10 protein-coding genes are annotated in these 11,506 nt (G+C 69.1%); 4 read left to right on the forward strand and 6 right to left on the reverse strand.

What is annotated here, in order from left to right; genetic code table 11:
• The first annotated feature begins 119 nt into the window (after positions 1 to 119).
• Positions 120 to 2,948 (forward strand): FAD-binding and (Fe-S)-binding domain-containing protein, encoded by a 2,829-nt coding sequence (locus PROPJV5_RS02800; protein WP_420812712.1) that lies wholly within the window; start codon positions 120 to 122, stop codon positions 2,946 to 2,948.
• A gap of 64 nt (positions 2,949 to 3,012) precedes the next feature.
• Here PROPJV5_RS02800 and PROPJV5_RS02805 read toward each other — a convergent pair whose 3' ends face one another.
• Positions 3,013 to 5,064, reverse strand: coding sequence for a M3 family metallopeptidase (locus PROPJV5_RS02805; protein WP_119714990.1), 2,052 nt, complete (start codon positions 5,062 to 5,064; stop codon positions 3,013 to 3,015).
• 110 nt (positions 5,065 to 5,174) lie between these two features.
• Here PROPJV5_RS02805 and PROPJV5_RS02810 point away from each other — a divergent pair, with 110 nt between their 5' ends.
• The 3 genes from PROPJV5_RS02810 (at position 5,175) to PROPJV5_RS02820 (ending at position 7,982) form a co-directional block, all read left to right on the forward strand.
• A complete protein-coding gene (locus PROPJV5_RS02810) occupies positions 5,175 to 6,509 on the forward strand; it encodes a DUF4921 family protein (protein ID WP_220474309.1) in 1,335 nt (444 codons plus the stop codon).
• Between the two features lie 256 nt (positions 6,510 to 6,765).
• Positions 6,766 to 7,371, forward strand: coding sequence for a TetR/AcrR family transcriptional regulator (locus tag PROPJV5_RS02815; RefSeq protein ID WP_119714813.1), 606 nt, complete (start codon positions 6,766 to 6,768; stop codon positions 7,369 to 7,371).
• Positions 7,368 to 7,982 (forward strand): NAD(P)H-dependent oxidoreductase, encoded by a 615-nt coding sequence (locus PROPJV5_RS02820; RefSeq protein WP_119714814.1) that lies wholly within the window; start codon positions 7,368 to 7,370, stop codon positions 7,980 to 7,982. Before PROPJV5_RS02815 ends, PROPJV5_RS02820 begins: the two co-directional genes overlap by 4 nt.
• Positions 7,983 to 8,005: 23 nt before the next feature.
• On the opposite strand, the gene PROPJV5_RS02825 is transcribed toward PROPJV5_RS02820, so the two are convergent.
• The 5 genes from PROPJV5_RS02825 to PROPJV5_RS02845 all read right to left on the reverse strand — a co-directional run bounded on the left by PROPJV5_RS02825 (position 8,006) and on the right by PROPJV5_RS02845 (position 11,454).
• Complete coding sequence (locus PROPJV5_RS02825) at positions 8,006 to 8,629, reverse strand: SDR family oxidoreductase (protein WP_119714815.1); 624 nt, start codon at positions 8,627 to 8,629, stop codon at positions 8,006 to 8,008.
• Positions 8,626 to 8,922 (reverse strand): DUF6767 domain-containing protein, encoded by a 297-nt coding sequence (locus PROPJV5_RS02830; RefSeq protein WP_147385328.1) that lies wholly within the window; start codon positions 8,920 to 8,922, stop codon positions 8,626 to 8,628. Before PROPJV5_RS02830 ends, PROPJV5_RS02825 begins: the two co-directional genes overlap by 4 nt.
• 76 nt (positions 8,923 to 8,998) lie before the next feature.
• A complete protein-coding gene (locus PROPJV5_RS02835) occupies positions 8,999 to 9,505 on the reverse strand; it encodes a GNAT family N-acetyltransferase (protein ID WP_119714817.1) in 507 nt (168 codons plus the stop codon).
• Positions 9,506 to 9,700: 195 nt separating this feature from the next.
• A complete protein-coding gene (locus PROPJV5_RS02840; RefSeq protein ID WP_119714818.1) occupies positions 9,701 to 10,372 on the reverse strand; it encodes a methyltransferase family protein in 672 nt (223 codons plus the stop codon).
• Between the two features lie 140 nt (positions 10,373 to 10,512).
• Positions 10,513 to 11,454, reverse strand: coding sequence for a DMT family transporter (locus PROPJV5_RS02845; RefSeq protein ID WP_182858547.1), 942 nt, complete (start codon positions 11,452 to 11,454; stop codon positions 10,513 to 10,515).
• Positions 11,455 to 11,506: the final 52 nt, after the last annotated feature.

Below are 11,506 nucleotides of genomic sequence, written 5' to 3' on the forward strand. Positions count from 1 at the left end.
ACGCTGGACGACGCGCCCCGGGCGGGGCATCGGCGGATGGCCTGGGACGCGTCGGGATGCGTCACCGCCTGGTGGCACACTTGGTGCCCGTGAGCGCACCAGCACGGGAAACGAGTCGTCTGCAGGTCCTGTCCCGGGAGTCGGCGGACAAGGCCAGGGCGCTCGATGCGGTGCTCGGCGCCGGCAACTGCCTCGACGACTCCGCTCTCACCCGCGCCGTCTACTCGTCCGACGCCTCGGTCTACCGCATCGTGCCGCAGGTCGTGGCCGCGCCCCGGGACGTCGACGAACTCGGGACGCTCGTCGGCGCCGCCCTCGAGGTGGGCATTCCGATCACCGGTCGCGGCGCGGGCACCAGCTGCGCGGGCAACGCGGTCGGTCCCGGCCTGGTCATCGACATGAACCGGCACCTGCGCCGCATCATCGACGTCGACCCCGACGCGCGGACCGCAACAGTCGAACCCGGTGTGATCCAGTCCGAACTGCAGGCCGCTGCCAGGCCCTTCGCCCTGCGTTTCGGCCCCGACCCGTCCACCTCGAACCGTTGCACGATCGGCGGCATGATCGGCAACAACGCGTGCGGCCCGCGTGCTCTCGGCTACGGTCGCAGCGCCGACAACACCCTCGAGCTCGACGTCATCACGGGCACGGGCGAACGTGTGCGTCTGGGCGAGCAGGATGCGTCCAGCGAGCCGTCCCGCCGCCTGGCCACCCTCGTCGACCAGAATCTCGCCCCCATCCGCACCGAGTGCGGCCGTTTCACGCGCGAGGTCTCGGGCTACTCGCTGGAGCACCTGCTGCCCGAGCGGGGACGTCACACCGCGAAATTCTTCTCGGGCACCGAGGGCACGCTCGGCCTCATCACGAAGGCGACCGTCCGCCTGGTCGCCGACGCCCCGTACAAGACGATGGTGGCGCTGGGCTATCCGACGATGCAGGAGGCCGGCGCCGCCACCACGACCATCCTCGGGTACGGCCCCACGGCCATCGAGGGGCTGGATTCCAGGCTCGTCCAGCTGGTCGCCGACCGGCTCGGCCCGTCGGCGGTGCCGCCGCTGCCGCGCGGCGAGGGCTGGGCCTTCGTCGAGCTCGTCGGCGACGATCCACGCGAGGTCGCCGACCGCGCCAGGCGCGTCGCCTCGGGCTGCGGGGCCATGGAGGGCTGGGTGGTCGACGACGCGGCGCGGGCGAGCCGGCTGTGGGGCATCCGCTCGGACGCCGCCGGTCTGGCCGGCGTCGCCCTCGAGAACCCCGCCTACGCAGGCTGGGAGGACTCGGCCGTTCCGCCCGAGAACCTCGGCGAGTACCTCACCGCCTTCAACCAGCTGCTCGCCGATCACGGCCTGCACGGCCTGCCGTACGGCCACTTCGGCGACGGCTGCGTGCACTGCCGCATCGACTTCCCGTTCGAGAGCCCCGGCGGCACCGAGCGGTACCACGACTTCATGCTGGCCGCCGGCGCCCTGGCCGCCCGCTTCGGCGGCTCGATGTCCGGCGAGCACGGGGACGGCAGGGCCCGCAGCGAGCTGCTGCCGCTCATGTACTCCGAACAGACCATCGCCCTGTTCGGACGGGTCAAGAACATCTTCGATCCCGAGAACCTCATGAACCCCGGCGTGATCGTCGACCCCGATCCCACGGACGAGGCCATCCGCGTGCCGGCCACGATCGCCGCCCCGCTGCGCATCGCCGACCCCGATTTCTCGCGGGCCGTCCACCAGTGCAGCGGCGTCGGCAAGTGCCTGGCCGACACGACCGCCACGGGCGGCGTCATGTGCCCGAGCTACCAGGCCACGGGCAACCAGAAGGACTCCACCCGGGGCCGCTCCCGCGTGCTGCAGGAGATGATCAACGGCGGGCTGCTCACCGACGGCTGGCGCTCCCCCGAGGTCGGCGAGGCCCTCGAGTTCTGCCTGGCCTGCAAGGGCTGCCGCCGCGACTGCCCCACCGGCATCGACATGGCCGCCTACAAGTCCCGCGTGCTGTACGAGAGGTTCAGGCACCGCTTCTGGGCGCGCCCGCGCTCGCACCTCGCCATGGGCTGGCTGCCCACCTGGGGGCGTCTCGTCACGAGGCTGCACGCCGGCGCGGTCGGCAACTTCTTCCTGCAGACCCCAGGGCTGAGGCACCTCGTCCGCTGGCTCGCCTGGGTCGATCAGCGTCGCCCCATGCCCCGGTTCCGCACCGGCGGCTCGGCCCGTTCCGAGGCCGCGGCTAGCCTGCGCGCCCGGCGGCAGGACGAGGGCCGGCCGGTGGCGATCTGGGTCGACTCGTTCTCCGACGCCTTCGAGGGCAATCAGGCGATGGGCCTGGTGCAGACGCTCGTCGCCGCCGGTTACGCCCCGCAGGTCATCGAGCAGGACGCCTGCTGCGGCCTGACGTGGATCACCACCGGCCAGCTCGAAGGGGCCCGCCGTCACCTGCGGCATGCGCTGGAGGTCCTGTACCCGATCGCCGCCCAGGGCATCCCCATCGTCGGGCTGGAGCCCAGCTGCATGGCCGTGTGGCGCTCGGACGCCGCCGAACTGCTCGACGGCGACGAGCGGGTCGAGGTCGTCACCGGGGCGGTGAGCACCCTGGCCGAACTGCTCGCCAGGACCGAGGGCTGGCAGGCTCCCGACCTGAGCGGGCACACGATCGTCGCCCAGCCGCACTGCCACCACTCGTCGGTGCTCGGCTGGGAGGCCGACAGGGCGCTGCTCGAGTCGACGGGCGCGACGGTCGTCGCCCTGGCCGGCTGCTGCGGCCTGGCCGGCAACTTCGGGGTCGAGAAGGGCCACTACGAGGTCAGCGTCGCGGTCGCCGAGCACGACCTGTTGCCGGCCATCGACGCCGCGGGGCCGGACGCGATCCTGCTGGCGGACGGGTTCAGCTGCCGCAAGCAGATGAAGGACCTGCGCGACCGCACCGCGATGAGCCTGGGCGAGTTACTCGCCGCCCACCTGTGACCATCAGGGGCGTACGCCTGCGTTTCTCGTGCGTCATTTCACGAGAAACGCAGGGTGAAGCGGTTCAGTCGCGGCGTCTGCGTCTCGCCAGGTGCGCGGGGTCCGGGTCGGCGCCGCGGAACGCACGGTAGGCCTCGGCGACGTCGACCGAACCGCCGATGGCCAACACCTCGCGGCGGAAACGCTCCCCGGCGCCGCGGTTGAGGCCGCCGTCGCCGTCGGCGGCGTGCTCGGCGAACCAGGCGCAGGCGTCCGCGTCGTAGACCTCGGCCCACTTGTACGAGTAGTAGGCGGCGTCGTAGCCCCCGCTCCAGATGTGCGAGAAGTAGCGGCTGCGATAGCGCGGCGGGACCAGGTCGAAGGCCAGTCCCCTGTCGCGCAGCGCGGCCGTCTCGAAGGCGTCGATCCCGTCGGGCGCCTGGGGCAGCAGGGTCGGCGCCGTCGTGTGCCAGGCCTGGTCGAGGCCCATCGCCGCCAGGATCTCGAGGTCCTCGAAGCCGGCATCGGCGAGACGACCGTCGAGCAGTCGGGAGACGAGTTCGTCGGGGATCGGCTCGCCCGTGGCGTGGTGGCGGGCGTAGCGGGCGATCAGTAACGGGTGCCATGCCCAGTTCTCGTTGACCTGGCTGGGGAACTCGACGTAGTCGCGCGGGGTGTTCGTGCCCGACAGGGATGCGTAGCGGGTGTCGGCGAACAGGCCGTGCAGGCAGTGACCGAACTCGTGGAAGCAGGTGATGACCTGGTCCCAGGTGAGCAGCGCCGGTTCCCCCGGTGCGGGGCGCGTCACATTGGTGTTGAGCGTGACGACGGGGCGGTCGCCGGTCAGGGTGTCGGCGCAGACCAGGTCGGTCATCCAGGCGCCGCCCTGCTTGGTGGGGCGCGTCCACGGGTCGACGATGCACAGTCCGAGCGGGGATCCGTCCTCCTCGTGCGCCTCGAAGACGACGCTGTCACTCGTGTACCCGGCCAGGTCGTCGCGGCGGACCATGGTGATCCCGTAGAGCTCGTGGGCGGCCGCGAAGACGCCCTCGTGCAGCACACGCCAGTACTCCAGGTATGGCCGCAGGGTCGCGTCGTCGACGGCCGTGGCGGCGCGCAGCCGGGCGGCGGTCCACGCCCAGTCCCAGGGGCCGAACTCCAGGCCCGGGGCGAGCCGCGCGAAGGCCTCCCGGTAGCGCTTCTCGTCGGCGCGGGCGAGGAGCACCGCGGGCCCGCCGATGTCGGCGAGCAGCGTCTCGATCGCGTCGACCGTCCGGGCGCAGCCGTCGTCGGCGACGAGGGCCGCGTGGGAGGCGTATCCCAGGAGCTCGGCGCGCCGGGCGCGCAGCCGGGCCAGCTCGATGATGGTCCGACCGGTGGCGTTGTCGCCGCCTGTGCCGCGCCGGGTTGAGGCCTCGAAGACGCGACGGCGAACGTCCTGGCGGTCCAGGCTCGCCAGCCAGTCCTGTCCGGTGGTGTTGACCAGTTCCAGCAGCCAGCCGTCCAACCCTCGTTCCGTGGCGGCGGCCGCGGCGGCTCGCCGCTGAGCCGGCGACAGGCCGTCCAGTTCGGACTCGTCGATGATGTGCACGGCTGCCTCGTTGCGTCCGGCCACGACGAGCCGCTCGAACCGGGCCGAGGCCGTGGCGATGGCCTTGTTGAGTCCCCTGAGGGTCTCCTGGGCGTCCGGGGCGAGATCGACGCCGCTGCGCCGGTGCCGGCGAATCCGTTCGGACAGCCAGAAGCGGTCCTGCTCGTCCAGCTCGGCCCGGCCCTCGGCGTCGGCGTCCCGGAGGGCCAGCAGCCGGTCGAACAGCGGGCGGCTCAGCGCGATGGCGTCCTCGTGCTCGGCCAGCTGCGGGGCCAGGCGCTCGTCCAGCGCGTCGAGATCGTCATTCGTGTCGGCGTCGCGCACGGTCATGAACGCGCTCAGGGCGCGCGTCAGGGGCGTCTGCGCGAGTTCCCAGGCGTGGATGACGTTCTCGGCGGTCGGCGGGTCTGGGTTGGCTGCGAGTTCGTCGAGCACCGCTCGCTGCGAGCGCATCGCCTCGTGGATGATCCGGTCGTGGGCGGCCGCGTCGAGCCGGGCGAAATCGGGCAGCCGGTACCGGGGCTGGTCGGGCAGGAGGGAACTCATGGCGTCCATGATCGTCCGCCGACGCATCCCCCGGCGGGCACCCCGCCGGGACCTGTCCACATTGGGTTGGACTGCCCACATCATGGATTCGGGCCCCTAGAATCACGGTCATGGGCAATGAAGACCATGTCGAGCCGATCCGAGTCATGCCAGATGGCACCGTCAAGCAGATCAACCCCCTGTCGGGCGTCGAGGTCTGGACCGTCCCCGGGCGCGGCAACCGCCCGCTGACCAGACCCGCGGAGAACGTCCGTCCGCTGCAGCCAGGCGACAGCACGCACGCCTGCGTCTTCTGTCTGGGACGGATGTCCGAGACTCCCCCGCCGAAGTCGCGCCGCGTGAAGACGGCCGATGGCTGGCAGACCCTCTCCGGCGTCCTGCCGAGTCAGCGCACCGACACCGTGGCGGAGTTCCGTCGTGTGCCGAATCTCTTCGAGATCCTCGGCTTCAGCTACTGGCGCACCAACTACGACTACCGTCCCTCACCGTCCGTGATGGCCGCCTACGAGCGCTACCGGAATGACCCTGCCGGACGTCAGCACCTGCTGGGCATCTGCCGGGCGAAGCTGGCCGCCTCGGGGCTGAGCCCCGACCAGATCGCCGAGGTCGGCGAGGAGAAGATGCTCGAGGACTCGCTGGCCTTCTTCGCGTCCTCGCACGACGTCATCGTCGCCCGACGCCACTACATGGACTTCGCCGCCGACAGCAGTCAGCTGGCCGGGTCCGGCTCGCTGAGTGTCGAGGAGCACGAGCAGTACACGGCCTTCACCATCGAGGCGCTGCACGACTTGTACGAGGAGAACCGTTACGCCCGCTACGTGGCGGTCTTCCAGAACTGGCTGCAACCGGCTGGGGCCTCCATCGATCACCTGCACAAGCAGCTGGTGGCGATGGACGAGCACGGCGCCCAGACGAACGCGGAGGTCGCGGCGCTGCGCGCCAACATCAACGCCTTCAACCAGTACGTGCTCAACGAGGCCGTGCAGCACAATCTGGTGATCGCCGAGAACGACTCGGCGATCGCCTTCGCCGGGTTCGGGCACCGCTACCCGACGGTCGAGATCTACTCGAAGTCGAGCACCTGCGAGCCGTGGCTGCAGAGCCCCGAAGAGGTTGCTGACATGTCGGCCCTGCTGCACGCGATCCACGCCGCGACGGGCACCGAGGTGCCCTGCAACGAGGAATGGCATCACCGCTCCCCCGACATGGACGTCCCGATGCCCTGGCACATCAACCTCAAGTGGCGTGTCTCGACGCTGGCCGGTTTCGAAGGCGGCACGAAGGTCTACCTCAATACGATCGATCCCTGGCACGTGCGTGACCGTCTCGTGCCCAGGCTGCACGAGCTGCGCCGCGAGGGGCACCTGGCCGACGGCATCCTGCTGGACGAGCAGTGCCCGGCCCGCTACAACAGCCTGAAGTACAACCCGCTCCTTCAGTCCTGAACGGGCACGATGCGGCCCCGGGGAGGTTCGGCCTCCTCGGGGCCGCATCGTTGCATTCCGACGCCGCCCTTCTCTCCCCGCGTTTCTTGCGGGCATCCCCACCGATGGGATCGGTTCACAGGTCACGAGGGCCAACCGGGTCGTTCAGGCGGGCGTCGACCCCAACACATTGATAACAGTGTTATCTTATGGGGCGGGGCACCGGTCCTCGGACCAGGTGCAGGACCCACGATGGACGCCGCGACATTGGAGGAGCATGGTCACCAGACCCGGTCCCGACGCGGTCAGGGCTGAGATCATCAACGCGGCCCTGGCCAGAATCACCACAGGCGGCGCCGAGCAGGTCTCACTGAGGCCTCTCATGGCGGAGCTGTCGCTCACCACTGGCGCCTTCTACCGGTGCTTCCCCGGCGGCCGGGAGGACCTGCTCAACGCCGTCGCACGCACCGCGTCACAGCGGGTTCTGGACCTGCTGCCCGACGCGGAAACAATCGATGCCCTCGCCCCGTACGACGCGTTGCTGGAACTGGGTCGCGGGCTCATCGACCTCATGCGCGAGCAGGGCAGGCTCCTCGAGTTCGTCCTGTCCTATCCGCTCGCCGATGACGAGGGACCCTATCCCCTGGCCCAGCGAACCCTGACCACGGTGGAACGCGCGGCGGCTGACCACGGTCTCGACGGCTCGCTGCTGTTCACTCAGCTCTGGGGCTTCGTCTGCGGGCTGGGGCAGTTGACACGCCTGGGTCTCGTGGCCGATCCCGAATCGCTCATGTCCGCAACCCTGGCCGCCCTGCTGAGCGGCGACGAGCCGGCTCAGGCACCCGTATCCGCCGCATCCTTGAAGGAGAACCGTTCCTCATGAGAATCGCCATCGTCTACTGCCACCCGTGGGAGGGCAGTCTCAACCACGCCATCCTCGAGCAGGTGACGGCAAACCTCGACGAGCACGGCGTCGAGTACGACCTGATGGACCTGCACGCCGACGGTTTCCTGCCCTTCTACGACGCCGAGGAGCTGCGCCTGTTCAGCTCCGGCGGCACCCACGACCCGCTGGTGACCAGGTACCTCGGCTTCCTGCGCGCCGCAGACGGTCTCATCGTCATCACCCCGCTGTGGTGGAACAGCATCCCGGGCATGCTCAAGGGCTTCATCGACAAGGTGATGAAGGAGGGCGAGGGGCTCTCGCACACGGTGTCGGCGCGCGGCGTCCACGGTGAACTGGGCAATCTGCGCCGTGCCTATGTGCTGACGACGAGCACCTCACCGAAGTCCTACATCCGTTTCCTCAACGGCAACGCGATCAAGCGCATCTTCATGGGCCAGACGCTCAAGCAGCTGGGCGTGCGCCGCTCGACGTGGATCCATCACGGCCTGGTCAGGGGACAGGCCGGCGACGGCGCCTGGGCGCGCCGGATGCGCGCCCGCCACGCCCGTCACCTGGAGCGGGTGCGCACGATGGACTTCCGGTTCTGAGACGCCCGGGAAAACTGAGGGGTTCAGTAGGCGGTGATGGCCTCGTCGACCGGGTCCGGTCCGCCGATCAGCGGCACCGTGCGACGGTAGGTGTTGGTGCTCTCCAGCACTGCGACGAGCGCGTCCGCGAGGTCGGGAATCGGGATCGGCCCCACGTCGGGCGGGTCCAGCCGGATCCTGCCCGTTCCGGGGTCCTCGGTGAGGGCGCCGGGCTGGACGATCGTCCAGTCGAGGTCGGTCTGCTCGCTGACGTAGTTGTCGGCGAAGAACTTGGCGATGCAGTAGTTCATGAGCCTGTCCGACCACCTGTCCGGCTGCAGCGAGAACAGGAAACTGAGCAGGACGAAACGCCGGATCCCCCGGCTCTGGGTGGCCTGGGCGAGCTTGACGGCCCCGTAGGCGTCGGTCGCGAGGAGGTCGCCGCCGCGGGAGCCGGCGAGGAAGTAGACGGCGTCGTGGCCGTCGACGGCCCGGGCCAGGGTCTCCACGTCGTCGTGCAGGTCGAGAGCGACCGGGTGCACGTGCTCGCGAACGGTGACCTTGCCCGGGTCGCGCGCCCCGGCCGTCACCTCGTGGCCGCGGGCCACGAGCCCGGCGATGGTCGCGTCGGCGACACGGCCGTTGGCTCCGGCAACGAATATCCTCATGTGTCCTGTCCTTCCATGACGTCAAGGGCCTCCGTCTTCCCGGCGGCCCGGTGTGACTGGTTCCACTGCCTGCCGGCCTCGCGGTATCGGGCCAGTTGTTCCTTGTACATCTCCCGCAGCTCCGGGTCGTGCAGCACCATGTAGACCAGCCCGCAGTCCTGCGGACCGGTGGCGTAGGCCTGGCACTGGCTGCAGTAGTCCTCCGGCCTCAACGGGCACATCGGGATGACGGTGCCGGGCGCCTTCTTCCGCGATCCTGCCGCCGATTCGGCTGGTTGCACGTCTGCACCCATCAGGATCACCTCGTCATGCGGAGCGTGGAAGCGTTTCATCACGACGATACGTCGCGAACAGCCGAAGCACGAGGCCCTAGGTGTTGCGGTGGCCAGGTCCTGGCCGGTCCCGGCCCGGGACGAACTCGAAGGCGATGTCGCCGCGGGTGTAACCGTAGTCGTCGAGCTCGACCCGGCGGAAACCGAACTTCTCGTAGATGCCAAGGGCCGGGCCCAGTCTCGTATTCGAGATGAGCTGGAGACGACTGGCGCCCTTGTTCAGGGCCCAGCGCATGGCTGCGCCGAAGACCAGACTTCCTGCTCCGGCGTGCGGCCGCTCGCTCGTGGAGCCGAGCTTGCAGATCTCCCAGGAAGAACCCGCCCCGGGCTCGGTTCCCGGCACCGGCATGGCCATGCAGCAGGCCAGCACGTCGTCGCCCTCGATGGCGAAGAAGACCATCGCCCCCGTGTCGATGAGTTCCTCAAGGTGCTCGAAGGTCCAGTGGTCCTCATCCTCGAGCGGGCCGAAGTAGGTGGTGATCCATTCGGTGTTGAACCGTATGAAGTAGGGCTTGTACCTGGGTTCGTACTGAACGACGTGCATGTGACGGCTCCTCTGGCGCACCAGGTTATCCGACCGAACCGGTACTGCCCCCTACGACGGGGATCGGACGGGCACCGCGTGGATCGTCCGAGACCCTCCGGCGTTGGGCGGCCATCGTGGATCGCCCCGCCGTGAGGGCATGAAGGGCCCTCGTGTGCCGGCTCGGCCCCCGCAATGGTCGGCTCGGCGCCCGGCTCACCACAGTCCGGGGACGACCTTGTACCTCACCCGGTCCCTGTACTCCGCGTAGCCGTCGAGTCCCGCCACGAGCACCTGCTCCTCGTTCCTGATCCGTTTCGCGATGATCGGGATGGTCAGCAACAGGACGAGCAACGACGGCGGCGATCCCAGGACCAACGCCATGGTGAGGAACAGCGTCAGGACCGCCGAGTACATCGGGTGCCTGACGATGGCGTACAGACCCGTGTCGATCACCTCGTGATGGTCCTGCACCTCGACGGTTCGCGAGAGGTAGGCGTTCTCCCGCATCACCTCGGCGCACAGCAGGCAGGAGAGCAGGAAGATCACTGTCGCGACCCAGACGAGCCACGCCGGGATGATGAACCACTGGAATCTGTGGTTCAGCCCGGCGACGATGAATGCGGTCACGAGCACCAAGCCGCTCAGCAGGACGACCTGTTTCTGTTCCGTCTCGCCCTCGGTGCTGCTCAGCCTCTTGCGCAGCAGTTCCGGGTCCTTCATCGCCAGGACGAGCCCCACCCCGAGCATGGGGACGAAGAGCACGATCATGAGCAGCCAGGCATTCCAGTAGTGCACGGTGCCCGCCGGAACGAGAAGGAGGACGGGGACGAGCACCAGCCCGGCAACGAACCTGCCAAGGGCCAGGGCGAACAGCCTCATGTCCATGCCACCACTCCCACCTGCTCCGGTTCGACACGTCTGGAGCATCATCGGCACGGCTCCGGCGAACATGTCAAGGACGTCGGATCCCCCGGGGGGGATCAGCTGCCACGGAGCCCCGGAGGCCACGTCCTGCCCCAGCGAAGTCATCCAGCGGACGAGCCCGCCGACGCGGCGCCTACTCCTTCCCGTGCCCGGGAGGGGACCTGGGCGAGAACGATCGCGACGAGCATCACGACACAACCGGCCGTCTCGCGGGGACTCATGCGTTCGCCGAGCAGGACCGCCCCCGCCACGACGGCGAACACCGCCTCCAGGCTCAACAGCAGGGCCGCGACCGTGGGATCGGTGAACCGTTGGGCGGTGATCTGCAGGGTGTATCCGATGCCCCCGGACACGAGACCGCAGTACACGATCGGGATCGCGGCCGAGACGATCCTCCCCCAGCTCGGGTCCTCCACCATGAGGGCAACGACGGCCGAGAGGGCCGCCGCGGTGGTGAATTGGATTGCCGAGACCCGGATGGGATCCGCGATCCTGGCGAAGTGATCGCAGCACAGGATGTGGCCGCTGAACAGCAGGGCGCTGATGCCGACGAGGGCGTCACCACGGGCCGGGCTGAATCCCTCCGTCATGCATATCAGGTACATGCCGGCCACGCCGATCAGTACCGCGAGCCACACCAGCCGGGTCGTCCTTCTCCTGAAGATCAGGAAACTGACGACGGGAACGAGCAGGATGTACATGGCGGTGATGAAGCCGGCCTTCCCCGCCGTGATGTGGACGATACCCATCTGCTGGAAGATGCTGGCGGCGGCGAGGAACGCACCGCAGCAGACACCGCCGATGATCGTTCCGTGACGCCGCCGTGATTCCTCCACGACAGGGGCCTGCGAGTTCTCCCCCGCCACGCGACCCCATGCGAGCGCAACCAGTCCGACCGCGACGGCCGCCAGCGTCATCCTCGCCGCGGTGAACGTGATCGGCTCGATGTCGGCCATGCCGGCGCGCTGACCGACGAAGGCCGTTCCCCAGAGCATGGCCGTCAGCACCAGGAGCGAGTTCCCCAGTGCCCGCTTGCCGTTCATTGTCCGCACCCTGCCATGATCACCACACCACCGTTGACCGGCCACCGGAATC

Source organism: Propionibacterium ruminifibrarum (assembly GCF_900289195.1).
In the GTDB taxonomy this organism is placed as follows: domain Bacteria; phylum Actinomycetota; class Actinomycetes; order Propionibacteriales; family Propionibacteriaceae; genus Propionibacterium; species Propionibacterium ruminifibrarum.

Bases quoted from the DNA above. Each gene is read 5' to 3' on its own strand.
- PROPJV5_RS02840 (WP_119714818.1), bottom strand. From the start codon at position 10,372: ATGGACATGAGGCTGTTCGCCCTGGCCCTTGGCAGGTTCGTTGCCGGG.
- PROPJV5_RS02815 (WP_119714813.1), top strand. From the start codon at position 6,766: ATGGTCACCAGACCCGGTCCCGACGCGGTCAGGGCTGAGATCATCAAC.
- PROPJV5_RS02845 (WP_182858547.1), bottom strand. From the start codon at position 11,454: ATGAACGGCAAGCGGGCACTGGGGAACTCGCTCCTGGTGCTGACGGCC.
- PROPJV5_RS02810 (WP_220474309.1), top strand. From the start codon at position 5,175: ATGGGCAATGAAGACCATGTCGAGCCGATCCGAGTCATGCCAGATGGC.
- PROPJV5_RS02825 (WP_119714815.1), bottom strand. From the start codon at position 8,629: ATGAGGATATTCGTTGCCGGAGCCAACGGCCGTGTCGCCGACGCGACC.
- PROPJV5_RS02835 (WP_119714817.1), bottom strand. From the start codon at position 9,505: ATGCACGTCGTTCAGTACGAACCCAGGTACAAGCCCTACTTCATACGG.
- PROPJV5_RS02820 (WP_119714814.1), top strand. From the start codon at position 7,368: ATGAGAATCGCCATCGTCTACTGCCACCCGTGGGAGGGCAGTCTCAAC.
- PROPJV5_RS02830 (WP_147385328.1), bottom strand. From the start codon at position 8,922: ATGGGTGCAGACGTGCAACCAGCCGAATCGGCGGCAGGATCGCGGAAG.
- PROPJV5_RS02805 (WP_119714990.1), bottom strand. From the start codon at position 5,064: ATGAGTTCCCTCCTGCCCGACCAGCCCCGGTACCGGCTGCCCGATTTC.